Genomic DNA, 24,579 nt, shown 5'->3' on the forward strand with positions numbered 1-24,579 from the left:
ATCAATATGTCATGGGAGAAAACCCTATTGATCAGCGATATATCACTAGCAGCGGTCAGAGATATTTCTTGAACCTGCTGGCTGCTAGGGAAAGAGTGATTGCCAGAAGAATCGCGCCAGGTAACAGAATCCAGGCAGCATTCAAGCTCACAGGCAGCGCCAGGTAAACGACCCAGGGCCATGTCAGCAACGGCATCACACAGGCCTTGGCTCGATGGTAGACGTAGCCTGACTCACGACCTGCACCGAAACGACGGATGTCGCGTTGTACCAGCCCATCCACCAAGCCGATGAAAGCCGCCATAAACAACAGCGGCACTGAGAGAAACAGCACCATCAGCCGAACGACGAACACCAGGACGCAAAATGCCGCAGCGATCAGGTTGTTTTCCAGGTGCATATACAGCAGCGCAATGTAGTAATGAGGCTGGTGAGTCGCTTCAGCGTGGGCTCGGGCCGCACCCTCCGATGTTTCTTTCAGAGACCTGATGATTCCGGTCTTGATCAGCACACCTTCATACACCAGTTGGACAATTGCATTGGCGCTGCGACCTGGTTCTTGCACCAATACGCTGCGTTTGAAATCACTGGACAATTGGCCCAGCTCATATTCAAACATCTGTCTTGCATGCCGCCAGCCATCTTCAGGCCAGAAGGCATACATACCGATGCACTCGATCACGATGTTCAGCAGCAGCGACCCGAACAACACAGCGACAAACCGGAAGGGCAGTGTAATCAGACCGAATACAAATCCCCGTTGCTGCCGCTGTTGACGTTGCGCTGTCGATGACGGTTCGCTCATTCTTCGGTCTGCTCGGACGATGCAGACTCTTCGAGTAGATCCTTAGGCAGTGGGGGATCTTGATAAAGCTCTGCTGCTAAATCCAACCAATCATCCGCCGCGACGTAACGTTTACGCATGTAGCTGGCCATCATTTGGAGGTCCCTGGGCATCACTTCATCGGGATCGGGTGCGGGGAGTGGCATGCGAATCTTCCAAAGCTGACCGCCTTCAATCAATCCGAAGGCTTGCCCTTTGGGCAGGGCGACCACATGGGCAGGCTCAATCATGGGAACTGAGGTCGCGGTGACTCGATCCTGGGTATTTGAAGTGAAGGCAGTGTTGCCATGCGGGTCCGAGCTGTCGGTAGCAGCGCTCATCACCGACGCCGTATACACCTCCACCTTGGGTAATTGGTTGGTGAGTAACTCGGCTGTGGCCGTTTCACGAACGCGCAACATGAACAGATTATTGAAGTTGCCGATGACCTGGCCCGCCTTGGCCCGGTTTCCGATTCGTGCCTCGATATCACTGAGCGTCTGGGTGTAGGCCGTGACCTGAATCCCGGCACCACCACCTTTGTTAATCATCGGGATGAATTCGTCTCCCATCAGCTCGTTGAATTCATCGGCATGGAGGTTGATGGGGATTTTCTTATCTGCCACTGCTTTATCCAACCCATAGTCCACCCCGAACTTGTAGATGTGACCGGCCACAGACACTAGGTCCGAAAACATGGAGTTACCCACGGCAGAGGCCACCTCAGCATCCGAAAGTGCATCAAGGCCAACGTAAACGACAGCACGTTTGCGCATGACTTCCATCCAGTCAAAGATCGGTCGCGAGTCATTCAGATTGATGTAGTCGGGAGCCAATAGCTGGGCGATCTCACCCGTGGTGAGTTTTTCCAGCAGAGGCAGTAGGGAAGCGACGATCTTGTCGAAATAGGTCCGGTCATAGCGCACGGCTGAACGCAGTCCGTCGAGTACAGGGTCATACAGGCGTGCCTGCGCCAGGTATTGCTCAATCGCCACGACCCGTTTCTCACGACCCATCATGTGCCGCGGAGTGTTTTTTTCATTGATCCTGGCTTCCAGTTGCACGATGACGTCCCAAGCCTTGGGAGCTTTTTCGGCAAAGAAGTGAGCCGCATATTCGATGAATAGCGCGTCGATGTTGATCACGTGCCGTTGAATCAGCAAGTAATCCGGACGTTGGCCCAGTTCAACCAGGGCACGAGCGATGATGTTGACGAAGCGCCAGGCAAACTCCCTGAAAGCAGCAGAGTTACCTTCACCGGATAGTTGTCCGGCAATTCGGGATGCCACCTCAGTGATACGCCCGAAACGGCCGATGGCGTTGTATCGGGCTGAGATTGTGGGTTGTCCTAGGTGAAAAACATAGAATTCGTCACCGCGACCTGCACGTTGGGTCTCAACGTACATGCGCTTGAGAAGCTCGGCATCACCCTTTGGATCGAAAACGATGCAGACCTCGCCGCGACGAATGTCCTGGCTGATGAATAGCTCGGCAAGTCGAGTTTTTCCAACTCGAGTTGTGCCTAGCACCAGCGTGTGACCGACCCTCTCACCCAAGGGGAGGGTGACATCCAATTCTTGAAGCTCTACAGCATGGAGCCGTGGCATACCCCCGACTGGCGGTAATGGCCTCATCGGGTTCAGCGGATGGTCCCAGCCAGTGAGGCGGGGGAGCTGGCTCAACGGGTGAGGAGAAAATTCAAGTCTTGCTTCCAGCCGGCGTGCCCACTTGTACAGAATCGAGGGTTCTACATAACGTCGGAATTCCGGTCGGTAAGTCTGCATCAGTCGGTGGGTATGGCGTTGATCCCAACGAAATCCTTTTCCCACAAACAGGCGCTGATGACTGACTGGGATTTCACGGCTGGTCATCCTATAGCGTGGCAATCGCCTCATCTGCCTGCGATAGCGCAAAACGGTGCATGCCTGGTTTAGGCGAATGACGCCTAGAACCGCGAAGGCGAAGGCCGCGGCTGCACCGATAGCAGGCGCCAGGGCTAATGACCACGGCGCTGTGATACATAGAATCGCCCCGGAACTGCATGCAGCGACGCTATACAACTCCACCGCCGGTCGTAGCAGCGTTTCAATGCCATGGTTGTGCGTCATGGTTACTGCTCGATACTGCTGGCCGTGACTAAAACGGGGTAGTGTTGCAGTTGCAGTCGTTGGGCCAGATCATCGGCGGATACGGGAGACAGGGTGAGACCTGGCGCTAACTGACGAAGTTGAATAAGTGACGCGTTGGACTCCACATTGACGACCAACCCGGCGGCCTTGAGCTTGGTCAGTTGGGGTAGTCGCTGCCTAAGCCAAGATCGTGAAAGCGCGTCGTCTCCGATCAGGAAGAACGCCGGCAAACCAGAGGCATTCAGGGGCCTGCGTTTAACGGTTCCGGGGGACAAGGTTTTGGTGCGAGCCGGCAGTTGGTCGTCTTCGCGAAAGCGGTCCTCTGCGTATTGAGGCATCGCTCTATCCGCCATGCATGGAGTGCAATCGAGTGCTAAAAGAATGCATATCCACCCAACAGTATTTTTCATGGTTGCAGTCTCCTCTTTGAAGCCAATTGGTCCAGATGTTTGCGGATGCGATCTCGGTAGCGTGTAGCCAACGGTCCGCCTGCCGGACGGTGATAACGACCAGCAGCCAGGAGCCAATCTTCGCCCTGGCGGTGATGGTTACGCAGGATGGTGGCGGCAACCTCCAGATTTCGATGAGGTCGCAGCAACTCACAAGGGTGCCGATAAAAATGGCGTTGGTGACCCAGGTTGATCTGGGCCAGACCTGCGTCTATTTGAGAGGGAGGGTGGTGCTTGAGGGCTCGTTGAATCGTGTCGCAGGCATCAGATTCTCTGGGGAAATAACGGGAACCCCCAGCGATGTTGAGCGTCCAGGGCCATGGTATTCGTTGGCCTCGCAGCGTGACGTCGCTTTCCTGTAGCGCCACTGCAAACAACAGTTCCGCAGGCACTCCCATTCGCCGCGCAGCTAAACCGTAGGCTGGGGGAGGCTCCAGAGCGGTCTCAGCCCCTTCAGCAAAACCCATTTCAAAAAGGGTGGCGAAGCTCAGGAGTCGCAGCAGTGAACGGCAAGTCTTCACTGTCGCAACCATCTGCCATTGACCTCCTGCATCACGGCCGGCAGTTCTCCGGCATCACCGATCGATACCCAGCGTCCTTTGTCATGGTTGATAGAAATGGTCCCGTCTCGAACCTTGATGGGCTTGATTCCGACTTTATGGGCCCAATGACGAATGCCGTTGTCGTCATGTTGACTATCAATGATGTAAAGATCGAAGGCTGTTCCAGAGGCTTGGAGTTGCCTTATCCGGTGCTCGCATTCAGCACAGTCAAGGCGCACGAAAACAGATTTTCTTCCTGCGGTCTTGATCTGTAGTGGACTGTGCAACGGAGGAGGATTGATCAGTACCATCCCCGGAAATCGGTTTTTCCATGCTTGGTCATAGGCACGTTGATAGGAGAGTAATTTCTCGACGCGTACAGCTTCGGCTTCAACCTGAAGCTGGGCATAGTGCTGCCGTTCCGCATCAGTTCGGGCCTCGATCCCCAGCGCGCTCAATGGGTCCAGGTGAGGGGAGTACGTACCCAGTGGGCCGCGCATCAGTGCAGTGAAGCGGTCGAGTTCTTCTTGCTCCAACCCCCATTGTTGAGCCAACAACGCGCTTTCAAGAGAAACCGCCGTATCGGTTTGTGGCTTGGACTTGAGCCCAGCGAGGGTACTCGGAGTGAAGTGTTGTGCCTGAACCCCACAACATAGCGACAGGGCCAGCAAGGGCAGTAAATGCAAGCGGAACATAGCCACTCCTATCGAACGTTCAATTTGTGCGTGATGCCGTCGACAGAAAACACTGCCTTCTGCTCGTCGAGGCGCTCAAGCTTCCAGCCGAGATAGGTATCGCCGATCCTCAAAAGTTGGCTTTGATCCAGCGCTTGAACACCTACTGGTGCGACAGACAGAAACTGCACTGCGCCTCGTAGCTCCAGACCCAAGATCTGGAAGCCAGGCTCAGCGCCTTTCTTCGGTTTTTGAATAGAAGGCTTGGCTTGTTTGGGAGTGGGAGTTTGCGTGATTGATTTCTGGCTGGATTCGAGCCGCTCCAATCGTTGCAGCAATGGTTGCAAATCCTGCTGCGCCATATGTGTTGCTAAGGTGTTCTCCAGGTCTACCAGGCGCTTGTTCAGATCAACCTGCAGATCCTTCAGGTCGTTACGATTGGGTACGTGTCTCGCTGTCTGTTGCACTTGCAGGACAGCTTGCTCTAGCCCTAACACCGTACTTTCAAGATGCTCCAGGCGATTAACGTCAGGATGGTCGCTCAGACCCTGGGCCAGCTTCGACAACGACACCTGATGAGATGCGAGCACGCAGCTCATCAGCGTGAATACAAACGCAGGCGTCCAGCGTTTAAGGCGACTGTGCAAACGAGGCCCAGGCAGGGTGGCGTATATCATTGTGTGACCTCCGGATTGACTGCCGCTTGTGCTGTAAGGCTCGGTTTGGCAGCCCCGGCAACAGGGATGAAGCAGACCAGGCGAAGCTGATCATCGGTTTGCAGCGCCCAGGCTGGCCCCGCAAGCGTCTGTAACGCGTCGCGAAGTTGAACAGGGCCGAGCTTCAGATGAGGTGCAGGGAGGGGTAGGGCAAACAGTGCCGCGTTTTCTGGTGTGCGATCACAAAGTTGATACCCCGAGCGCAAAAGGACATAGCGCAGCGCATCAGCAACTGAGATGGACCAATTGCCCGGAAGATCGATATCGATCACTTGAAGCAGAAGGTTTTGTTGTGCAACGTGCGGCGCGAGTTCCACCAGGGTGTATCGACCATATCGTTGAACGGGGATGTAGTGGTCGGAAGAGGGCTGGGGCACACTCGGCACCGCCTGTTCTATGGAAGTTCGTTCTGTAGACAGGCACGCAGTCAGGGTTAGGTGGCTCAACAGCATGAAGGGCAGCAGACGCATCTGTATCGCGGGCATATGAGGAGTTCCTGGATGGGATATGCGAACGATCTCAAGCAGGTGACTCTGTAGCAGCCATCAATAGGTAATGACCCGTTACCTGTTTCAAGGCCATCAAAGAAAACGGCCTCCGAGGAGGCCGTTGCGAGGATTAACTGAAGTGCTAGAGAGGTCTGGCCGCAGGCCTCAATATTCCTCAGGTAGAAGAATGGTGGTCACGGTACGATCAGCTTCGGTGATAACCCACAGTCTCAAGCCAGGTTCAACATCGTAGGCAGACATCAGACGATAACCCGACTGCAGTGCATCTTCATTGAGCTGACGATCTTCATCACAGATATCGCCCCAGTCGCCCAAGATGTGGCGGCCGAAGTAATGGAACGGATCTAATCGTTTCGTTCTCATCAGTGCATCAACGCCAGGGGTCATAACCAAAGCGCCGTGCTCGGACCAGGGTTTGGCCGAATCTCCAAATTTGATAACAATCATGGTCTGCTTCCTATTCAAAAAGTTGGGCCATGACACTCCCCTCGGGCGTCATGGCTTACGAGGGAGGGTGGGAGTTTCAAACGTCGACGTTGAATGACGACGTTGAGGAAAAACCAAGACCCGTAGTCGGATCTGAGATCAGAATGCAAAGTCCTCTTCGGGTGATGGAGGGGCTGCGTTCACTGGTTGAGTTGTAGCTTCGGATTTCAGGCTGTCTTGATTCGAAGGTTCGCGCTTATGCACCAAAACACCGTCGATCTTGATCCAGTTCAATAAGAGCAATCGGGCCTTGAAGCTCACGCCCAACTGTCCCTGGTTAATGCCTTTGGAGTAAGTGAACGTGTCCACCCAGGGATCTCCCAGACGAAAACCAACCAGGACCTTACGGTCCAACTCAACGGCTCTGGCACAGCGCCGAACCAGTACCTGTGCATCTTCGCCTGTGACACGAACGTCGAAACGCCGATACTCAGCGCAGTCGGTCGGACCATTGAGCGCCGCGATGTCGCAAGCTAGGAATGATTCACCTTTCTTGAGCTTCACTTCACGAATGCGATTGAGATAACCCAGTCCAGTGATGTGAAGGTCAAAATAGGTCGTTTCATCAAACGTAGGATTCATGACATGCCTCCAGGCTAGGAATAACGATGGAGGCGCCTCTCCCGAAGGGGCAGTCGCCCCCAATGGGTGATTGGTTTGGAAAGTGGGGAAAACTGCCAGGCCCCAGTGAATAAAGAGGCTGATTACCAGCCGTGGTAATGAAGGATCAGCGAAGCAATAATGCCTCTCTGTAGAGGGTCTAAAAGGCCCAGATCAGCCAAGCCTTTAACCCCTGCCTGCTTGAGCAACTCACAACCTTTTTGGGTGTCGTGGAAGCTCACCATTGCAGCTATTAATATCCGTTCCTGACTGCTCAGGACTTCGAAGTTTTTATCGATCAATCGCATGATGGGACGCAGATCCCATCGGCAATTGGCCTTGTTGAAGCCAGCTTTAGAACCGTCACCAAAATAGGTGAAACCGGCTAAGGCAACGCCTTTTTTCCAAGCGGCGAAGAAAGCGGCTGCTGTATTGCCGACATCAGCAAGTTGTGCGGCGGGCTTAGGCTGGGACAGGGACGACAGTTGAGTAGCGGGAGCGTTTTTCATCGCTAATGACTCCTTGGATCTGATTTAAGTGGAAGGTGTGGGTAACCCTCACGGCGAAAGACAGGCATCAACGCCTTCGAAGGCGTACGTCCACGGAAACGATGCCGGGCGGACTGGGCGGGGCCAGCGTGAAACATTTCACGACGCAGCTTTGAAGACCCTAGCTGCCTGGGCATGCGCTGATCTGTGATCAGTCTTGCGTGGTCAAGAATGGTTTTTCTTAGCCGGCCTGTCAGTGATCAATACCTCGCTGAAAGACTCCGGATTTCTAAGCACACCGAGCAAACGTTTACCGAGCCAAGTCAGGCAGGGGACGGCCATTGAGTTGCCTATGACCTTGTAACGGGGGCCGTCAGCAGCCATCAGCATCCAGCCATTGTCGGTGACTTCCCACATGTCCAGAGGCCGACGGTGGCTGATGCGTCTTATTGCGTAATGACGCCTGGGAATGCGCGTGTAGTTATCGGGTAGTCCCTGCAGGCGCTCACATTCAATGGGAAGCAGGCGCCTGGCCCTAGGACGCAGGTGGCAGCTGTTACGTGCGATAACGTCTTGGTGCAGCAAATGGGGAGTTGAGGTTTCACAGACGGAGCCGTGTGTTGTGCCACACACCACAATCGCAACGTCGTGATTGCAGGTCAGTGTTGGGCAGCATTCCAACGCTGCCTCAGCCCCGCCTTGGCCGTTGGCTATGCCATAGGCGTTGCTGAACACGACGTCGCGTAAGGGGTCATTTAAGGCTGCAAGGCCAGCGCGAGCAGGGGTGGCAGCCTGCGTTTGTGGCGTGCGGTGCGGCGCAGTATCCCGGCGCGGGCCTTGGCGCTCAAAAAGTACCGCAGCGGGATCGAATCCCACACGAGCACTTGCGACAAGGAACACGCGACGGCGTCGTTGGGCCAGGCCGAAATATTGGGCATCCAGGACGCGCCACGCGACTGTTCTTTGGGGGCCAAACACAACACCTGCGTGCGACCAAGTCTTCCTTGGGGGGACGAGTTCATGTTCTTCGCCAGCCAGTGCTGCGATAAAACATCCGAAGGCGTTGCCCCTATCGGTGAGCACGCCGAGAACGTTTTCCCAGACGATGATGGCTTCAGGTTCCTTTCGTTGCATTCGGACTTGGTCGATTGCATTGGCAAGCTCCACAAATGTAAGAGTCAGAGCACCTCGAGCATCTGCCAGGCCCGCGCGAAAACCCGCCACACTGAATGCCTGGCACGGCGTGCCGCCAATCAGAATGGCAGGAGCCTCAATGACTCGATTGAGTGCCTGGCGGGCCAGTCGCTTCATGTCGCCGAGATTAGGTACGGTAGGGTAATGATGGGCCAGCACCGCACAAGGGAACGGTGCTATTTCGGAAAACCAAGCCGGGGTGAGACCTAAAGGCTTCCAGGCGACGGTCACCGCTTCAATCCCGCTGCAAACGCTGGCGTATTGCAGTGGCGGAGAGGTTTGAATCATGGGGTATGTCCTTTGCAGGCGCGCCTTTCTGTGCCCGAGCGGTGTCGGACACGGCGCAAAGTGGGAGAAAGGACAAAGGCGCCGAAGGCGTGACCTTCGGCTTGAACAGAGAGGCCACCCGTGGGGCTGTTCCGGGCTTGGCGGTCGTCAGGCCAGGCGCCTTCACAAGCATCGCACCCGACCCGTTTCGTGGCGTGGGTCGGTATCATCAGGCACACATCCGCGTACAAAAGGAGCTCGTTGTTTGACCGGCGGGGTCCGGTACCGACTATGTCCACCCTGAAGGGTCTCCTGATCGCCCCGGGGAAGGCGATCAGGGGACCCTTCAGCACGGCACTGTCCTACTGAACCATCATGCTGTAGGCACAGCTCAGACGATGTGTTCCTCCGTGCCACCGGCTGTTGCTCGGCTTGGCGCGCTCGCTGTTTCAGAAGGAGAAGCGAGCTTGGGCAAGGTCGTTCAGGAGTTTCCAGGTTTTGAACGACGCGGCTTTCTGTGGCGTGGGGAGACTCTCCCTTGCGAGGCGACGGGTAAAGCCCCCCGGCATTCTGGATACCGGGTACAGGACCAAAACTTGCTGTGCTTGCCGTCACGTTGACGCATCGGCGCCCCACACAAAGGGCAACTCGGACCGCCGGGACTATGGAGCGCCAAGGTCGTCGTACGGTAATGCTCGACCAGTTGGCTGATCCAGGCGGTTTGTTTTGCGAGGAAATCCTCCAGCGTCAGTTGGCCGGCCTCGATCATGTCGAACGCCTGCTCCCAAATGGCGGTGGTGGCCGGGTCTGCTATGGCGGGAGGTACCGAATCGATCAAGGTGAAGGCTGCCTCAGTAGCCCGCACAGATCGCCCTTTGATATACAGATACCCTCGGCTCAGCAAACCGCTGATGATATTGGCCCGTGTGGCTTCTGTGCCGATGCCTGTCGTCTCCTTGAGAACCTGCTTCAGCCTTGGGTCTGTCACCAGTTTGGCCACGCCTTTCATGGCTTTGATCAGCTCACCCTGGGTATAAGCTTTGGGGGGCTGAGTCTTGAGGGACTTTAGCTCCACGTCCACCACGTTGCAGCAAACACCCGAATGCAGGTCTGGTAGCGCTTGGCTGCGTGGCGACGCTTCGTCGTCGTTGGGGGGGCATTCGCTACCCAATACTCGGTGCCAACCTGATTCCACGACGTGTTTGCCATGGGCTTTCACTACATGATTGCCGCAGGTGAGCTGCACGGCGGTGCGGTCGTACTCATGAGGGGGCAGAAACTGCGCTAGATAACGGGCTCTAATCAACTCATAGACCGCGCATTCGCGTTCGCTTAACGCCAACCGATCAAACGGTTCCAGTGTCGGGATAATGCCGTGATGCGCGCTGACTTGGCTGTCGTTCCAAGCCCGGGAGCGCAGCGTGGGATCGACGGATTGCACCAAAGGGCCCACGCCAGGATCGCTCTTTATCAGTGCAGCGAAGACCGCTTCTGCCTCGAGCAACATGCTTTCGGGAAGGTAGCCTGAGTCTGTGCGCGGATAGGTCGTCGCTTTGTGGGTCTCATAAAGCGATTGAGCAATGTCCAATGTTTCCTGCACACCGTAGCCCAAGCGTCTTGAGCAAACTTCTTGCAAGGTGCTCAAGTCGAAGGGTAGCGGCGGTGCCTCTCGAGTTCGTTGCGTCTCAACCTCCAATACTTGTGCAACCCCTGTCGCTCTGAAGCTCTGCTGCGCCTGCAAAGCGACGGCTTGCCTGATACACCGGCCAGCTTCGTCAGTGGCACTGTCGGGTGCCACCCACTGAGCTGTAAACGCTTGCCCCAGTACTTCAAGCTTCACCTGGATAACCCAGTAAGGCCTGGGTACAAATCGTTCGATCTCGCGATCCCGATCAACCACTAAGCGTAAGGTCGGTGTTTGCACACGTCCCACCGACAGCACCCCGGTAAGTCCGGCCTGGCGGCCCAGGAGGGTAAACAGTCGGCTCATGTTCATGCCGATCAGCCAGTCCGCTCGTGAGCGGGCGAGGGCAGAATGGTAGAGGGACTGAGTTTCTTCTGCCCGTCGTAATTGACTCAGGGCTTTGCGGATGGAGGCTTCGTTAAGTGCTGACAGCCACAGCCGTTGGATAGAGCCGCGGTACTGACACAGTTCAAGCATCTCGCGAGCAATCATCTCGCCTTCGCGGTCCGCATCAGTGGCGATCACCAATTCAGATGTTTGGGCCAGTAGCTGTTTGACGATTTTGTACTGAGCCACCGTGTTCGCTTTGACGCGGACACGCCACGAGGTCGGAATGATGGGCAAATGGTCCAGCGACCACTGTTTGAAGCGTTCATCATAAGCTTCAGGTGGTGCCGCTTCGACCAAGTGTCCGATGCACCAGGTCACACTGATACCCACGCCTTTGAAGCAGCCGCTGCCACGTTGTCGAGCGCCAAGTACCCTGGCAATGTCTTTGCCCTGGGAAGGTTTTTCACACAGAAAGAGTCGCATGTCATGCCCAGCAAAGCAGTTGAGAGGGCAGGAAGATGCATGAGGGGAGACGGTGCGCGCGACTCTCAAAGCGATTCTGCATCAGAGCGTATTGATGATCAGTCGGCAGAGGCGACCATGAGCCAGGCATGGGAGCAGCGGTCTTTGCACCAGCGAATTCGTCATGTGCCGCTGGCTGGAACAGGATGGACGTCAGTGGACACTCACAACGCCGTAGGGCTTGCGAGCGTTTTGGGGCAATAGAGCGACTGACGACTGGGCCAGCCGCTCTCCCACTTCTCGGGATCAATGCGGATGGTCGTCGCCATCGGTAGCGGCGGCAGATGATTTGCCACCCAGTGTGACCCGTTCGACCCGGTAGGGCAGGATGCCCACACGCCGCGCTTCGATTTTGAACGTCACTCGTGCGTTCTCATCCGCATCGGCCCATTCCTCCTTGACCGAGCGTCCTTCAACCATCACCCGCATGCCTTTTTGATACAGCGTGCTCCAGTGTTCTGCTTCACGGTGCCAGATTTCAACCGGCGCCCAGAAGCCGCCTCGATCTTCATAGCCGTCTTTGACAGGGACAGGGTTGTCGAAATAAACGTTGAGCCTCAGCAGACGCCTGGGCTCGTCATTGCGGTTGTTGAATTCCCGAAATTCGGGCGCCGATCCGATATTACCTTCACCGAAAAAATGAGTGCTCATGAGGGGCTCGCTTATACAAGGGCGCGTTGGTTAACGCAGCGTTGATAGACCGCTTCGGCATGCGCCATCTTGATGGCGCAGTCATTGGCTTGGCGGGCCAGGACGTGGGTCATGCTGATTTGCATATTCAGCACGATCCGCTGTTGCTCCAGTGCGTAGAGGTCGTCAATCAGCAGATTGGGGGTGGCCTCGTGTTCAATGCATTGCTGCCACAGGGATACCCCCATGTTGGTGCGGTCGGGGTTGCGCCAGCGCAGAAAGGTCGTCCCAGCCCCCGTGCTGTGGCGGGTCAACTGTGCTGCCAGCAGGTTGAAGGGATAACGCCGAGCTTGGGTCAGGATTCGTGTCTGCGCCAGCCCAATCAGACCGTCACGAAGTGCATTGCAATCGCTGGCCCAGTCCTCCAAACAGCCCTTACCTTTAAAAGGCTGTAAAAGGCCTTTTAGGTAGGCCGCATGCTGCAGTTGCTCGAGCTCTGAATGAACCAAGGGTTTGAAATAATGCAAGGCCATCAGCGCTTTTCCTCTGCTGGCTGCTCCCGAGCGCAGGAGGCAGGTTCATGAGGGCAGGGCGCTTCACTGTCGATGGCGACGTCCAGGGTATTCTCTTCGTCCCTTTGAAGGGCGCTGATCGTGAGACGGCGCACCAAGGGCGGGGCAAAGCGCGAGCGACGGGTGCCTTCCAGAATGTCTTGATCAATCTCACCAAAACGTTCTTTGGCCGATATCGCCAGGGGGGTATTGGCCTGATAGTCCTCACGGTTCAAGCCGGATGATTTGTACTGTTGAGCCAGGCTGAACAGGCTTCGTAAAGCGTGTGCTCCTTCGTTAAGCCAGCGTTCTAAGCTGGAGCGATCAATCAATGCGGTGTGATGAGCCAGGATCAGACGTCGCGCCAGGTCGTCATAGTCTGCCAACAGATACACGGCCATGAAGCCGAGTTGGGCGTTGACGAATAGCGGTAATTTGACTGGCTGCACATTGAGGTTCTCGCCCAAGCTCAAGGCGGAAGGCACTTCTGCGAGCGCCAGGTTCACCTGCTCATTCAAGACGTTGAGGATGTCTTTGGTCGCGTTGAGCTTTTCTTCTATTCTTAACATCCAAGCGTCGGCGTAGGGGTCATCCAATTCCGCGCCACGTTTCATTTTGTTCATGACGGCAATAAAACCGTTGAGGCCGATGATCGTTGCTCGGCCTTGGGAGGCATCTCGCCCATGCCAGATGCGAGAGGCGTGATGGGTGTGCAAGGTCAGTTGCACGCTACTGCGCAATGCACCGAGGTTCAGTTGCAGGTCGTTTGCCATAGGACGTCACTCAGGGACTGTGGGAGGGTGCCCAGCTTTGCGGCACGGCGGGACTCTGTCAGTGAACAAAGCGCAGGCAGTGCGAGCCTGATTGGTGACTGCGAAGGTGGGGGCGACAGCTATCCCCAGGGGATAGCTCGATGCCGTGCTGTCATCGTTCCTTCAGCAGACCCTTGAGCTCGTCCAGATAGGCGTGAGCAACAGCTGGGTCCCGCTCCGTCTTCTGAGTTTGCTTGGGGCTGGGCTTCGTTCCACTCGATTCAGGAGCTTGTTCCTTGGCTGCCCAGACGGTGAATTGACCCTGCAACGCTTTTTGAAAAATGCCAAACAGGTAGCCGGCTGGATTGCGTATGTGGGCCTCTCGGCACCGAGCTGCCCATTCATCCAAGACTGCCTGCCGCAATTCGCCTGGCAATCGCTGCAACGCCACTTTGGCACCCGATTGCTGTGCAGGCGTGAGCGATGAAAAGCGGGGAGGGAAATCCAGCTCGAAACCTTCCTGCGAACACTCGCCAGTACGTAGTGTTTTTAACGCTTTTGTACTTAACATACTCGCAGGCTTCGGATGCCGAAGAGAGTGCTCCTGCGGGGCTTTGGGCCTTGGTTCGGATACCGAAGACGGGGCGTTTTGTTTCCGAAGAGCCTGAGAGGTACATTTTTCGGTCGGCATATCTGGCGCGACATCGACGGCCTGCGTTTGCTGCAGACGCAAGGCTAAAACCTGTAGATGGCTGGGCAGCAATTGAGTCTGGACGCTGGGGTCATGGCTTATTTCTTCGAGCACCGCCAATCCGACGCGCTGAATACCCTTATTGGCGTGCTTGAGCGTGTGGCTGACCAATACCATGTATTCGGGATCGATCTGCATAGCTTCAAAGGGCGTCAAAGGGCGATCATGCAGGACATACAGGTTACCGAGCACACGTCCGGTACGTGCATCTCGCCGTCGACGGGCCAAGCTCAACCACCTTGTCAGACGCAGGAGTGTCAAGGTCTTCGCAACTGACTCATGGGAGGCCAGGGCGCCGCAGGGTACGGACGCCAGATACTTACGTAACTGGTCATAGGTCGGAAAAGCGGTGACTCCGTCGTCGTTGAGCAGCAGCCGAAAAACTTGCCAGGCATTGCGTTCAAGCGGGGTCAAACGCTGATCAAGAAGCAACGCCCTGGGGACGGTTTCATGGCGGTTGCCACTGAACAGGAAACCGTCCCCATTCCCTTGCGTGCTCTGGGCACACAAACTCTTCAGGGCGCTATCAAGCACAGAGGAGAGAGGTTTGGGGGCCGAGCTTTTCACCACGCTAGACCAACCCTTGATCGATCCAGTCACGCAATGATGCCCAAACCACCGAGGCTGGGTATGAAAGCTCCTCAGCCAGATCAAGCGTCAGGTCCAGTAAGGCCCGGTCATCGTCCACCGAAATTTTTCGTGCCTTGAATTGAGGGTGCCAACGCTCCCAGAGCAGTGTGTCCTGTGCTTCGCTGAGCACATGGTGCCGGCCCTTACGCTTGGGCAGTCCCAAAATGTTGCGACGCAGGGCCACTTCCTGATGAGTCAGACCGTAGAACTGACTGACCATTTCCGTACTGGCGCCCAGGCGCAGCATCCGATCAACGTTGGCGATTTCTAGCCCCACGTCTTCTGCCTGACCAAGGATTTTCTTCAGTACGCCACGGTTTATCTGGACCGTGCACCAAGGCACACGGGCATTGAGCAGAACACTGATAAGCCCGGGTTCCTTGAGGGCGGCCAAATCCTCATCAGCAAATCCCATGGTCTTGCAGCGTCTGAGTTGGCCGTTGCGCAGATCATGCAGCGCCTGGGCTATAACGGCTTGGTTGATCGGATGGGGTGTCGTCATGAGTCCTCCTTGGTGTGCATGTCCTGGTCGGTGCCAAATTCTGATTTGAGGTCAATCAAGCGTCGGGCTAAACGAATCAAGCGAAACAATTTGATCAGATTGGCGTCGCTCAATCGGTATGCTTGGGCATCCCGATGTGCGCTTCCCAATAGAAGAGGGCCGATTTCCATCGGGACGCTTGGTACAGAGGAGTTGGTCGTCAATGTTTCGAGCAAGGCGACCAAGGTTAACGGTGAGGGATGTTCGGGTACTGTCTCGAGGCGACAACGAAAGCCGATCCCTTCATCCACTTCGGTGATGAGGTCGGCTTGGGCAACGTCCTGACAAATTTCACGTGCGAATTGGCTGATATGTATCCGCAGGCGCTGTGGCTCATCCAGTGCCGGATCAATGTTCCAGATATCCGAAATAGGGAAGAGACTCTCTTGTGAAAACGGCAGGACGTCAGATGCCAAAGAGGGTTCACCGCCCGTATGTCTGGCCACCAACGCTTGGATGGATTGCAGGCGATCAGAACCAGATGCATCCGGATGGTCAGGCTCTTTAAGCGCCTGAACAGTTTTCGTTGGAGGGCCAGCCGGGATAGACGGGACGGTTGGGAGGTCCAGACCGGTGTCCGAAGCAGCCGTTTTTGGAGGGCAGGGCGCGTAGCGATGACTCGGAACGTGAGTTAATGCCTGCTCACGTTTTTCGCCTGCCTCAGACGCCAAGGCCAGTGTGTCGTAGTCAACACCCAGGTAATGAGCCATTTGTCCAATGACCTCATCCTGAGCGCGGTCGATAGAAAAATCGGCCGTTGCTCCATCAAATAACATCAGAGCTTCCTGAAAAAGGGATGCAAAATCGATGGTCAGGATTTTTGTTTTTGCATGCTCATCCCAGATCTTGGCACAGGTCCGTCGAAGCACAGCAAGGCGCTCGACTTGATGCCGGCCTAGCCCTCCGTATAGAACGTTGGGAATCGCAGGTAGCAAGTAGTGAACCGCATCTCGCATCCGGCTGATGTGGGATTGGTGAACAGGGTAGCCGTCCGAGGTCAAGCGCCTGGACAGCTCTGACTGGGAAAGCGCTGCTCCGCTCTCAAGCTCGTAAAGCTCCCTGGCTTTCTCAACGCCGAGCGCGCGCTCGATAAATGTCAGACCGCCGCGCAATTCATTCTCAGCTAGGTGGCCTGTCAGGGAAATGATTTCACCGCGCTCGGGCCAAGGGCGAAACATGCAGGTCAGATGATAAAACTGCTCGTCCTTTGTTTCAGACCAGAGCTCGCGCAGGATCGAAAGCCGCGTGTTGCCACCGTTGCGCACGCGGAAACAAGATTCGCCTGGACGCCGGGTGATCGGCGGCGGCGAATCGAGTCCACGCTGGCGGATGGACGCCTTGATTTCATCGTACTTGGGATTGCGCGTGACCCTCGGGTCCAGGTCGTAGGGCTTCAAGCAGTCCAGTGTGACGACCATAGGCGTTTCGACCTCTGGATCGCTCGAGCATGCTGAGACAGCGTTTTCGCAAGGCGCATTTGAAACACGTTTAGACGCCTCATCTTGTGTAGGGAAGGTTGATGCCACGCTCGCATAACTCCTTAGCTGCGATCGTTTGAACGATCTGTAATCCACTGATCGACTTCCATGGCGTTCCAGCCTACGGCCCGAACGCCCAAGCGGACGGATTTTGGGAATTTGCCCTGACCCATCAGGCTGTAAAGGAACGAGCGCTTGAGCCCCGTTTTCTGCTCGACGTCTGAAAGTCGCAATATGCGAAGCTCATGAAGGGGAGGTTTTGAATCAATATGCATAGGCATGGTTGACACTCCTTGACGATTGATCGCGCCTGATAGAGCACGGGTAATAATGTTTCAAGGCAAACGAGCGTCGCTAATGAGCGCTTTGGTTGCAGCGGTCAGGTCATGGTTGGGCTCAGCAACGGCGTAGTTCGTTAACTGTTTGCAAATGTGTCATGGGTACAGTGAGCTTTACGAATACATGCAGGGATGTCAGGCAGACTGCTAGATTAAATGCCGCCTTTAGCACACGGTAGTAAGTGTTGGTGCCGTTGAACTGTTCATTTTGATCATGAGTCTTTCCATATCCTGCAATGTCCATCTATGGAACTGCATGCTTGGGAACGACGAAAGATTCAATGCGTCAAGGCACATACCCGTTTAACTGGTAGACAGCTGATGATTTCTAGATATTGCATTGGAGAGGCCGCAGCGTTGCGTTGTTCGCGGACCGTAAGCGTTGTGAACGAGTATTCGAAGACGCCGCGGATCAACACGGTTCAGGCTTGAACTCACTTCCAAAGCATTGTCTTGGAGAGATTTCAGCTGATGCATGCAGCGAGCATGAGGAGGTTGCCTTGCGGGTAATAGGCAGAAACATTCTGAAGAAACTTGCGTGCCTAATACACATAGTGAAACGGATGTGAAATTGACAGCGACAAGACCTTTCCTTAGGAGGAAGTCGTTTATGACTTCGTGCATGTGGTATTCCTTACCATATGTTGCAGTGACTTACGTGAAGAGGTTTCGCGACGGTTTGCGAAAGCAATATTTCGTTAATGTCTCCTCATAAGCAAGTGCTCGAAGCGCCATTATCTGATGCGAGTTGCTGCTACTTTAATGAACTTGTCGCTCTGGAATTGAAAGCTTTCATGTATGCCTGATCATTTTTCGTCAAACTTGTACCACCTATGCTGTCACTACCGATCTGTCGCGGAGGTGTGCCGAAAACTGAAGATCAACCGAGGGCAGTTCACCAAGTATCTGAACGGCAGCAGCCGACCCACGCCTTACAACCTGAAGCGAATTTGTGATTTCTTCGGCGTGGAGGAGAGCGAGATCGCGTTGCCAACCGAGCGGTTTCTCCCTTTGATTGGCGTCCAATCGCGCTCTCGAACAACCGAGCCGACGAGCGCTGCTATAAGGATGTTCGATCATCTGTGCAAAGGCTCATCAGACCGGTTCTCGACGTTGCTGGGGTACTACCATGAGTACTACTACGCCATGACCGAGCCCGGCCAAATCCTCTGCTCATTGGTCCATTTGCGCGAGGAAGCTGGACAGGTGGTGTATGAGCGCCATGAACGAGTACAAACGGTTGAGGCGGGGCAAGAAGTTTTTGAGCGATACCTTTACAAGGGAATTGCCTACTACCTGCGAGACCGAGTGTTTCTTCTCGATTACGAATCGCTGACGAATAATGAGATCACCCAGACCATCCTGATTCCTAGTTACAAAAGCCGTTTGTCTCGGCTCAATGGACTGAAGCTAGGGGTATCGGCTACAGACCAACGCGTACCGACATGCACGCGAGTGGTGTGGGCTTTCTTGGGCACCCATATTGATCAGGAGGACGCTCTAAAGCGGACTCGATTGTATCGGCCCGAAGATTCGAGATTGGATGCCGATTTGCTTGAGCGTTTATCGCGGACGGAGTTCGAGGGAGGGACATTTAGGCTGGGATCATCATGAACAGTATCGAGTGCCGATTGAAGGACTATTAGCTCGGAGCCTTTGCCCGCTAACCCCGGTAGGTGTCCTATGACTGACCACGAACGTTTATTCACCCTCCAGTCCTACGCCTGGATCCTTGAACTCCCGGGCGAAGCGTGTTTCAGCACGACGAGTTGCTGGACTGCGAACACAACCCGCACCTGAGCCTCACAACAAGGCAGGCATTCACCAGGCGATGCGTATCATCATCCGGTTGATGGAAGAGCATTGTGGCAAGTTGACTGATCTCGGGGACGAATCGGAGAAAGCAGGGCAGTGAAACCGCACGGGGAATCGTGTGAGATTTTCCCGTGCGGTCCGAAGAAAACCCTGCCGACTTACCGCTCAGGCATGTTCCGATACGGCCCCATCAGGAAGAACATCTGCGCTCCCACCAGCAACAGCCCCATTAGCACCAGCAGCCCTGCGGTGTAACTACCCTGCAAGTTGCGCGACAAGCCTAGCAGGCCGATGGCGCAAGCCGCCGCGACCTGGAAAACCGAATATACCAGTCCATAGATGGACCCGAACGAGCGGCGTCCGAAGTAACGGGGGATCAGGTAGCCGAGCACGTCGAATTCCGCGCCGATCACTAGTCCGATCAATGCGGCGCACAGCGGGGCGGTGCCCGAGGGGGCACCGAGGGCGAGCAGCAGCAGGGCGAGGGCGGCGGCTAGGCATATGCTGGTCATCAGCTTGGATACGTGGATGCGATCGAGCAGCCAGCCGGTGCCGATGCGTCCGAAGATCAGCGCGATGCCGAGCACCGACTGCATCGCCATCGCCTGGGGTGTGTTCATGCCGGTGTCGACCAGGATGCGCACCTGATGCACGAAGACACCAGAGCTGGCCGCACCAAGGACGAAGAAGCCCACCAGCACCAGCCACAACTCGCGGTCGCCCCAGGACTGGCTGACGCTACGCTCGACCAAGGGCGCGGCGACCTTGGCTTCGGTGCGGTTGCGGTCAGTGCCGGCGTCCCTGAGCAGCCAGAACGCTACCGGCCAGGACACCAGGACGGAAAGCGCGCCCAGCACCTGGTAGGCGGTGCGCCATCCGTAATGCACCATCACCAGCGCGGCCAAGGCGGGCAGTAGCGCGGCGCCCAGGCCCTGTTCGACGGTTTTTTCTCGTTGGTCGCTACCTTCATCAAGGTACTGATGCTGATCACGGCCAGGTTGATCGCCAAGGAAAGCAACCACCGCTTCCAGTTCGGGTTCTGGCATCTGGAACCCATGGTCCTGCTGATCGAAGGCAGCTTCCTGCTGTTGATCGCCATCTATGCCTTCCTCTAATGGCGTGTCCGGCATCATCACCGGTGGCCGTGAAATCGAGCTGGGGATGGTGATCATCTATGCCGCGGTGTTCACCGTCGTCGAGTTCGGCTATTTCTTCTACGTTCGCTATCGCAATCGAACGCTCAAGTCATCGCTCATCCAGTTCGACAACATCAGTTGGCTGGTCGACGCGATGCTTTCGGTGGGCCTGCTGGTCAGTTTCCTGATCGCTCTGTTGCTCAAGGCCCAGGGGTACGGACAGTGGGCGATGTATGTGGACCCGTTGATCCTGATCCTGCTGGCGCTGAGCATGCTGGCACCGGCCTTCAAGATCCTGCGGCCGGCTTTGCGCGATGTATTGGGTATCGCACCGGATCAACTTGACGATACGGTGCGCCAGGTGATGGATGCGGCCACGGTAGAGCATGGGTTCGAGGACTATGTGTCCTATGTCCAGAAACACGGGCGGGCGCGGTTTATCGAGATCCATATCGTGCTCCCGGCGGATTACCGGTTGCAAACCGTAGGGCAACTGGACGCGATCCGTGAGCAGATTTCTGCCAGGTTGGGTCAAGCCGACGCGACGCGGTGGTTGACCATTTGCTTTACCGGTGATCGCAAGTGGATCGCTTGATTTTTCATCGTCCCTGAAGCCCGGCTGAGTTATGTGCAATTACGACGGCAAGTACGGTCCGCCAGGTCGTCCTAATCTCAAGGTTCGAGCGCTAGGATGCTTGGTGTCACGTCGGTACAGATGCCATATTTCTGGCTCTCGGCTGAGTGCTTGCAGGCGCCTATCTACGATTTTTTGCTACGGGTCGACGTGTTCGGCTTGCAAAGCATCGGTGGCATTATCGGCGCGGTGCTCACTGGTGTGTCTGGGGCGGTCTGTTGGAAGGGGGACCATGGACCTTGCTGAGCATAACGAGCGGGTCTACAACCATTGTCCCCCGGCGCTGAATGCAAGTAGCCCACTGTTGGCTGGGCCATTTACGTTGTAATTCAACTCATCGCCAGTTCCCCGGTGATTCGTTATGTATGAACTATAAACTTTATCAGCTCAATAAGTGGCCGATAGCTCTCCTATTATTTTTTGCGCAATACATACACTCTCCACATGGCGTACAGCGGAATAAAGTCTAGGGATTTCTGAACGCGGAACCCGGCCTGTTCGAATTCTGCCTCGACAGTAGTAGCCGACAATACGAACCGATTTTGGTAACTGTTCTGTTCTCCTTTGTTGCGACGACGCACTTCGGTACGCTTGCGTTTCCAAGCCTTGAAGTTCCCGTCCACCCATAGTGAGATAATTACGCTGTCGCGAGTAACGCGTTGAAACTCACGCAGTATCGCGAGTCTGTGCTCAGGGGCGCCGATGTGGTGCATCAAGCGCATGCAGAATATGTTGTCGACCGCGTTGTCCGGTAAATCGATAGCAAAGGCAGAGGTCTGCAACGGGCGAACCCGTTTCACCACCTCCGCCGGTTGGGCGATGGTTGCGACCTTCAACATCGACTCAGAATTGTCTGCGCCGATGATCACGCGACCAGGCTTTTGCGCCAGTAACGGCCAGAAACGCCCGGCCCCACACGGCAAGTCCAGCACCAAGCCAGGCTCGCCAGCGGCGACCAACGCACTACGCGCCAATTGCTCGTCGCGTTTGTGGGATAAACGGCGGGCCAGATTGTCCTGATGCTTGAGTAAATAACTCTGCGCGTGCTTATCGTCGTACTTTTCGGAAAATTCAAGCTTGATCGGATCGGGCATCAATGGGGCTCCATTCGTTGCGGCGAATAACTCCAGAGGATATGAGCTGTAATCCTCATTCTGAACTTATGCGGTCGTAGCTTTGGCCGGGAGATCTGCGTGACTATGGGAGCTGTCAGGTCATTTAAAAAACCTTACGGCTAATGGGCGTGGAGCCTAGTGACGATGACGCAGGTGGCTTCGTAATCGTGGCGTGATTTTACGACAGGGATGACCAAGAGCTAGCTACCTGATCGCATATAACCATGAGCTGTATTGATGGCTGGGCACCAATATCCCATTGCGTTGATTCATAAGTCTCATTCATGGCTTCATTTATGTATTCAATTGTTTGACTTCGTCTGAAAATCTGGCTCGCGTCACCGTACACAGGGCGACGTTGATTCGCGCAGGGCAGTAACCCGTGGTGCTCCCAGAGTTTCAATATAGCGTCCATGCAGGCGCTACTTGCTCGCCCCAACGGGCCCGGATCTTCAGCTTCCAGTCATTCGCGCACAAACCTGCGAATGTAACTGGCCAGTCGCATGGCGAGAGGGCCATCCGGCACTTCAGGTTGGTCACTCGCAGCGAGTAAAAAGGTATACGGATATTTCTGAGGTGGCGGGAACGCTCAGTGGGTGATCTGCATCTGAACAAGCATTGGGCTAAACAAGTGGCCGCTTAGAAGCAACAGCCCTGGCAAAACGTTCTGGACGGCTGCCTGGCACGAACAGTGCGCTTCGAATGATTTTGGATTAAACGCCCCGTGCAGGGCGGGCTAGTCGTCATCCGGGATCTAAAGTCCATCCAGTGCTTCTTGAACCCCGCCTTCCTGACAAAATGGCGGTACGCAATACGAACCTCAGCGCTGATGTTGCATGCGGTTTGACAGCAAATCCTCCACCTCTTCACGACTAGGCGCGTAAGCCCCGGCATGCGAGCAAGACACCGACGCACAAGCAGCGGAGAACTCCAATCGTGCATGGGGCTCTTGGATGCCTAACAACGTCGAGGCCAGCCATCCGGCCATACTCGAATCGCCGGCACCCACCGTATCAGCGACCTCAACGGCGATCGCGGGCTGTTCAAACTTCACGTCGGCAGCATACAACGCCATACCTTTCGCTCCACGGGTGAAAAGAATCTGCGCACTAGCATTCATCGTCCGCAACGTGTGAAGCGCCTGTTCTTCGTTCAATCCAGGGTATATCTGGCGAAGATCTTCATCCGAGAGCTTGATGATGTCTGCAAGCTCCACCATGGCCGGGAAAGTCAGCTCGCGGTAGCGGGTGTCCATCAGGTTGCGCCAGTTCGGGTCATAGCTGATCAGCTTGTCTTCTTCCTTCACCCTCCTGGCCACCTCAACAAGCCTGTCCCCCAATGGCTGACGGGCAAGGCTGATACAGCTGAAGTGACAGAGTCGAGCGGCATCCAACCAACCTGCCGGGAGTTGGTCCACATCAAAAAGTAGATCGGCCTCGCCCGCAAAGAAATACCGGGGAGGGTGGCTGGAGGGCACGATAGCTACCAGAGGGTCAGCGTCAACTCTCTGGAGGAATCTCATGTCCAGGCCGGCAGCTTTCGATTGCTGTGCGAGCTCATCGCCCAATGAGTCGGTACTGATCGAGCCGGCGAATGCAGTGGGCACGCCGAGGCGGCTCATTGCGCGGGCCACGTTCCAGGGCGCGCCACCTGGATAGCCCTGCCACCGTCCGGGCGAGTGTTGAACCACGTCGGTCAGTGCTTCACCAAACACAACAACGCTCGGCAATTGCATTTTCATTCTCTCTTGTATCGGGCTGGGGACACTATCGTGCGTCACATCAATAGGCGCGGTCTCACCGCACCTGCGTGATCGGTAGCGATGGGTGAAGACTGTCTCGGTTGAAGAGCTTCACGGCAGTACTACGCCGGTAGTCGCTCGGGGTCTGATGCATTTCATGACGGAAGTGGCGATTGAAATTGGAGACGTTTTCATAGCCAACCTCGAAGCAGATTTCGGCGACCGAGAGCTGTGTCTGGACGAGTAGCCGACATGCACGCTGGATGCGCAGCTTGCGCATCAGGTCCATGAATCCGTGGCCAGTGATTCGTTTGAAAAAGCGTGAAAAACCGGCCTCGCTCATTCCAACTCGCTCGGCGATGACAGATAGCCGGATGTCGGATGTGAGCTCATTGATCAGGTAGTCGAATGCCTGATTTATTCGCTCCGAGCTGCGCTCGTTCAACGAAGGCGAGTAGCAGGCGCTGGCCAATACCCGAATTTCGCGCTTTGGCGCCCTTGCGAGGGTGTCTATCAATTGCAGGAACATGATCAGGCGCTTAAGCCCCGTCGCCTCGCCGATTTTCTCAAGCAGCAAAGCGGCCTCGACGGCCGTCCCCCCAGTAAATTCGATCCCACGTTGTGCCAGCTCAAACAGCGTTTTCAGCTCCGATAGCTCAGGCAATGAACCTTGGAGGTCGAGCAGGGCAGCGCCGTCAAACTGCAGAACCACGTCGCGGCCTACGAGCTGTTCTCCCGGCGCGATATCTCCCATCCAATCATGGGGAAGACCTGGTCCAATCAGTGCGACATGTCCTGCGGTGAAGGGCCCAATGTAATCCCCAGCCAAAAGCTTGCCACTTCCTTGTCGAATCAGGTGGATTTCATATTCCGGATGGTGGTTCCAGCGGGCGAGGGCGTATGGATAGTCGTGCTCGTACCATCGAAAGCTCTGATCGGGTTCAGGAAGGATGACTTCAAGGTCGGCTGGTCGGTGCTCGAACAAAGCAGCGCGGTTGTCAGGCATCTCGTGCCCCTTTTTATAGTTATGCGGTGGATCGAATGCGCCAACCAT

The 24,579-nt window shown here is 55.7% G+C and carries 24 protein-coding genes and 2 pseudogenes; 3 read left to right on the forward strand and 23 right to left on the reverse strand.

Annotated features, from left to right (window positions below):
• Positions 1–55 precede the first annotated feature (55 nt).
• The 19 genes from J4E63_RS08940 to J4E63_RS09030 all read right to left on the reverse strand — a co-directional run bounded on the left by J4E63_RS08940 (position 56) and on the right by J4E63_RS09030 (position 17,027).
• On the reverse strand, positions 56–805 hold the full coding sequence (locus J4E63_RS08940; RefSeq protein WP_063321926.1) for a TIGR03747 family integrating conjugative element membrane protein: 750 nt from the start codon (positions 803–805) through the stop codon (positions 56–58).
• Positions 802–2,931 (reverse strand): type IV conjugative transfer system coupling protein TraD, encoded by a 2,130-nt coding sequence (gene traD, locus J4E63_RS08945; RefSeq protein ID WP_207281695.1) that lies wholly within the window; start codon positions 2,929–2,931, stop codon positions 802–804. Before traD ends, J4E63_RS08940 begins: the two co-directional genes overlap by 4 nt.
• A 2-nt stretch (positions 2,932–2,933) precedes the next feature.
• Positions 2,934–3,305, reverse strand: coding sequence for an integrating conjugative element protein (locus J4E63_RS08950; RefSeq protein WP_259333826.1), 372 nt, complete (start codon positions 3,303–3,305; stop codon positions 2,934–2,936).
• 53 nt (positions 3,306–3,358) lie between these two features.
• Positions 3,359–3,934, reverse strand: coding sequence for a transglycosylase SLT domain-containing protein (locus tag J4E63_RS08955; protein WP_207281697.1), 576 nt, complete (start codon positions 3,932–3,934; stop codon positions 3,359–3,361).
• A complete protein-coding gene (locus tag J4E63_RS08960; RefSeq protein ID WP_207281698.1) occupies positions 3,919–4,638 on the reverse strand; it encodes a TIGR03759 family integrating conjugative element protein in 720 nt (239 codons plus the stop codon). The genes J4E63_RS08955 and J4E63_RS08960 overlap by 16 nt, the downstream gene beginning before the upstream one ends.
• Positions 4,639–4,646: 8 nt before the next feature.
• On the reverse strand, positions 4,647–5,294 hold the full coding sequence (locus tag J4E63_RS08965; protein ID WP_207281699.1) for a hypothetical protein: 648 nt from the start codon (positions 5,292–5,294) through the stop codon (positions 4,647–4,649).
• Positions 5,291–5,818: a PilL N-terminal domain-containing protein gene (locus J4E63_RS08970; RefSeq protein ID WP_207281700.1), complete on the reverse strand. Its 528-nt coding sequence runs from the start codon at positions 5,816–5,818 to the stop codon at positions 5,291–5,293. The genes J4E63_RS08965 and J4E63_RS08970 overlap by 4 nt, the downstream gene beginning before the upstream one ends.
• Before the next feature lie 168 nt (positions 5,819–5,986).
• Entirely contained in the window at positions 5,987–6,289 is a 303-nt protein-coding gene (locus J4E63_RS08975) for a hypothetical protein (protein ID WP_063321920.1), read from the reverse strand.
• A 138-nt stretch (positions 6,290–6,427) separates the two neighbouring features.
• A complete protein-coding gene (locus J4E63_RS08980) occupies positions 6,428–6,910 on the reverse strand; it encodes an STY4534 family ICE replication protein (protein WP_063321919.1) in 483 nt (160 codons plus the stop codon).
• A 122-nt stretch (positions 6,911–7,032) separates the two neighbouring features.
• Positions 7,033–7,437, reverse strand: coding sequence for a hypothetical protein (locus tag J4E63_RS08985; RefSeq protein ID WP_207281701.1), 405 nt, complete (start codon positions 7,435–7,437; stop codon positions 7,033–7,035).
• Positions 7,438–7,641: 204 nt separating this feature from the next.
• Entirely contained in the window at positions 7,642–8,898 is a 1,257-nt protein-coding gene (locus J4E63_RS08990) for a DNA cytosine methyltransferase (RefSeq protein WP_207281702.1), read from the reverse strand.
• Between the two features lie 460 nt (positions 8,899–9,358).
• Positions 9,359–11,374, reverse strand: a complete 2,016-nt coding sequence (locus tag J4E63_RS08995) for a DNA topoisomerase III (protein WP_207281703.1) — start codon at positions 11,372–11,374, stop codon at positions 9,359–9,361.
• 285 nt (positions 11,375–11,659) lie between these two features.
• A complete protein-coding gene (locus J4E63_RS09000; protein ID WP_063321915.1) occupies positions 11,660–12,064 on the reverse strand; it encodes a single-stranded DNA-binding protein in 405 nt (134 codons plus the stop codon).
• A gap of 11 nt (positions 12,065–12,075) precedes the next feature.
• Entirely contained in the window at positions 12,076–12,576 is a 501-nt protein-coding gene (locus J4E63_RS09005; RefSeq protein ID WP_207281704.1) for a DUF3158 family protein, read from the reverse strand.
• Positions 12,576–13,367, reverse strand: a complete 792-nt coding sequence (locus J4E63_RS09010) for a PFL_4669 family integrating conjugative element protein (protein ID WP_207281705.1) — start codon at positions 13,365–13,367, stop codon at positions 12,576–12,578. The genes J4E63_RS09005 and J4E63_RS09010 overlap by 1 nt, the downstream gene beginning before the upstream one ends.
• Positions 13,368–13,518: 151 nt before the next feature.
• Positions 13,519–14,697: an STY4528 family pathogenicity island replication protein gene (locus J4E63_RS09015; RefSeq protein WP_086936621.1), complete on the reverse strand. Its 1,179-nt coding sequence runs from the start codon at positions 14,695–14,697 to the stop codon at positions 13,519–13,521.
• Positions 14,669–15,229 carry a DUF2857 domain-containing protein gene (locus J4E63_RS09020; RefSeq protein ID WP_063321912.1) on the reverse strand — a complete coding sequence of 187 codons (561 nt, stop codon included), beginning with the start codon at positions 15,227–15,229 and terminating at the stop codon, positions 14,669–14,671. The genes J4E63_RS09015 and J4E63_RS09020 overlap by 29 nt, the downstream gene beginning before the upstream one ends.
• Complete coding sequence (locus J4E63_RS09025; protein ID WP_063321911.1) at positions 15,226–16,794, reverse strand: ParB family protein; 1,569 nt, start codon at positions 16,792–16,794, stop codon at positions 15,226–15,228. Before J4E63_RS09025 ends, J4E63_RS09020 begins: the two co-directional genes overlap by 4 nt.
• Before the next feature lie 14 nt (positions 16,795–16,808).
• The gene (locus J4E63_RS09030; protein ID WP_238992615.1) at positions 16,809–17,027 is read right to left on the reverse strand and encodes an AlpA family transcriptional regulator; all 219 of its coding nucleotides are present in this window, start codon (positions 17,025–17,027) and stop codon (positions 16,809–16,811) included.
• An 855-nt stretch (positions 17,028–17,882) separates the two neighbouring features.
• Here J4E63_RS09030 and J4E63_RS09035 point away from each other — a divergent pair.
• Together J4E63_RS09035 and J4E63_RS30835 are read left to right on the forward strand one after the other, a co-directional pair.
• Entirely contained in the window at positions 17,883–18,698 is an 816-nt protein-coding gene (locus J4E63_RS09035) for a helix-turn-helix transcriptional regulator (protein WP_063321909.1), read from the forward strand.
• 69 nt (positions 18,699–18,767) lie between these two features.
• Positions 18,768–18,999 (forward strand): annotated as a pseudogene (locus J4E63_RS30835) (hypothetical protein).
• Between the two features lie 58 nt (positions 19,000–19,057).
• Here the strand turns inward: J4E63_RS30835 and J4E63_RS09040 are convergent.
• Positions 19,058–19,945 carry an MFS transporter gene (locus J4E63_RS09040; protein ID WP_086936619.1) on the reverse strand — a complete coding sequence of 296 codons (888 nt, stop codon included), beginning with the start codon at positions 19,943–19,945 and terminating at the stop codon, positions 19,058–19,060.
• Between J4E63_RS09040 and J4E63_RS09045 the strand changes: the two are divergent.
• A pseudogene (locus tag J4E63_RS09045) lies at positions 19,832–20,630 on the forward strand (cation diffusion facilitator family transporter). The gene J4E63_RS09040 and the pseudogene J4E63_RS09045 sit on opposite strands and share 114 nt — an antisense overlap.
• Before the next feature lie 452 nt (positions 20,631–21,082).
• On the opposite strand, the gene J4E63_RS09050 reads toward J4E63_RS09045, so the two are convergent.
• From J4E63_RS09050 to J4E63_RS09060, 3 genes are all read right to left on the reverse strand, one after another.
• Positions 21,083–21,763: a class I SAM-dependent methyltransferase gene (locus J4E63_RS09050; RefSeq protein ID WP_063321907.1), complete on the reverse strand. Its 681-nt coding sequence runs from the start codon at positions 21,761–21,763 to the stop codon at positions 21,083–21,085.
• An 841-nt stretch (positions 21,764–22,604) separates the two neighbouring features.
• Positions 22,605–23,519, reverse strand: a complete 915-nt coding sequence (locus J4E63_RS09055) for a carbohydrate kinase (RefSeq protein WP_063321906.1) — start codon at positions 23,517–23,519, stop codon at positions 22,605–22,607.
• Between the two features lie 61 nt (positions 23,520–23,580).
• Positions 23,581–24,531, reverse strand: a complete 951-nt coding sequence (locus tag J4E63_RS09060) for an AraC family transcriptional regulator (RefSeq protein ID WP_207281706.1) — start codon at positions 24,529–24,531, stop codon at positions 23,581–23,583.
• Positions 24,532–24,579 lie beyond the last annotated feature (48 nt).

Source organism: Pseudomonas sp. FW300-N2F2 (genome assembly GCF_017351655.1).
Classification (GTDB): Bacteria; Pseudomonadota; Gammaproteobacteria; order Pseudomonadales; family Pseudomonadaceae; genus Aquipseudomonas; species Aquipseudomonas fluorescens_AA.

Excerpts from the sequence above, each read along its gene's own strand:
- J4E63_RS08940 (WP_063321926.1), bottom strand. The coding sequence starts at position 805 with ATGAGCGAACCGTCATCGACAGCGCAACGTCAACAGCGGCAGCAACGG.
- traD (WP_207281695.1), bottom strand. The coding sequence starts at position 2,931 with ATGACGCACAACCATGGCATTGAAACGCTGCTACGACCGGCGGTGGAG.
- J4E63_RS08950 (WP_259333826.1), bottom strand. The coding sequence starts at position 3,305 with ATGGCGGATAGAGCGATGCCTCAATACGCAGAGGACCGCTTTCGCGAA.
- J4E63_RS08955 (WP_207281697.1), bottom strand. The coding sequence starts at position 3,934 with ATGGTTGCGACAGTGAAGACTTGCCGTTCACTGCTGCGACTCCTGAGC.
- J4E63_RS08960 (WP_207281698.1), bottom strand. The coding sequence starts at position 4,638 with ATGTTCCGCTTGCATTTACTGCCCTTGCTGGCCCTGTCGCTATGTTGT.
- J4E63_RS08965 (WP_207281699.1), bottom strand. The coding sequence starts at position 5,294 with ATGATATACGCCACCCTGCCTGGGCCTCGTTTGCACAGTCGCCTTAAA.
- J4E63_RS08970 (WP_207281700.1), bottom strand. The coding sequence starts at position 5,818 with ATGCCCGCGATACAGATGCGTCTGCTGCCCTTCATGCTGTTGAGCCAC.
- J4E63_RS08975 (WP_063321920.1), bottom strand. The coding sequence starts at position 6,289 with ATGATTGTTATCAAATTTGGAGATTCGGCCAAACCCTGGTCCGAGCAC.
- J4E63_RS08980 (WP_063321919.1), bottom strand. The coding sequence starts at position 6,910 with ATGAATCCTACGTTTGATGAAACGACCTATTTTGACCTTCACATCACT.
- J4E63_RS08985 (WP_207281701.1), bottom strand. The coding sequence starts at position 7,437 with ATGAAAAACGCTCCCGCTACTCAACTGTCGTCCCTGTCCCAGCCTAAG.
- J4E63_RS08990 (WP_207281702.1), bottom strand. The coding sequence starts at position 8,898 with ATGATTCAAACCTCTCCGCCACTGCAATACGCCAGCGTTTGCAGCGGG.
- J4E63_RS08995 (WP_207281703.1), bottom strand. The coding sequence starts at position 11,374 with ATGCGACTCTTTCTGTGTGAAAAACCTTCCCAGGGCAAAGACATTGCC.
- J4E63_RS09000 (WP_063321915.1), bottom strand. The coding sequence starts at position 12,064 with ATGAGCACTCATTTTTTCGGTGAAGGTAATATCGGATCGGCGCCCGAA.
- J4E63_RS09005 (WP_207281704.1), bottom strand. The coding sequence starts at position 12,576 with ATGGCCTTGCATTATTTCAAACCCTTGGTTCATTCAGAGCTCGAGCAA.
- J4E63_RS09010 (WP_207281705.1), bottom strand. The coding sequence starts at position 13,367 with ATGGCAAACGACCTGCAACTGAACCTCGGTGCATTGCGCAGTAGCGTG.
- J4E63_RS09020 (WP_063321912.1), bottom strand. The coding sequence starts at position 15,229 with ATGACGACACCCCATCCGATCAACCAAGCCGTTATAGCCCAGGCGCTG.
- J4E63_RS09030 (WP_238992615.1), bottom strand. The coding sequence starts at position 17,027 with ATGCCTATGCATATTGATTCAAAACCTCCCCTTCATGAGCTTCGCATA.
- J4E63_RS09035 (WP_063321909.1), top strand. The coding sequence starts at position 17,883 with ATGCCTGATCATTTTTCGTCAAACTTGTACCACCTATGCTGTCACTAC.
- J4E63_RS09040 (WP_086936619.1), bottom strand. The coding sequence starts at position 19,945 with ATGCCAGAACCCGAACTGGAAGCGGTGGTTGCTTTCCTTGGCGATCAA.
- J4E63_RS09050 (WP_063321907.1), bottom strand. The coding sequence starts at position 21,763 with ATGCCCGATCCGATCAAGCTTGAATTTTCCGAAAAGTACGACGATAAG.
- J4E63_RS09055 (WP_063321906.1), bottom strand. The coding sequence starts at position 23,519 with ATGCAATTGCCGAGCGTTGTTGTGTTTGGTGAAGCACTGACCGACGTG.
- J4E63_RS09060 (WP_207281706.1), bottom strand. The coding sequence starts at position 24,531 with ATGCCTGACAACCGCGCTGCTTTGTTCGAGCACCGACCAGCCGACCTT.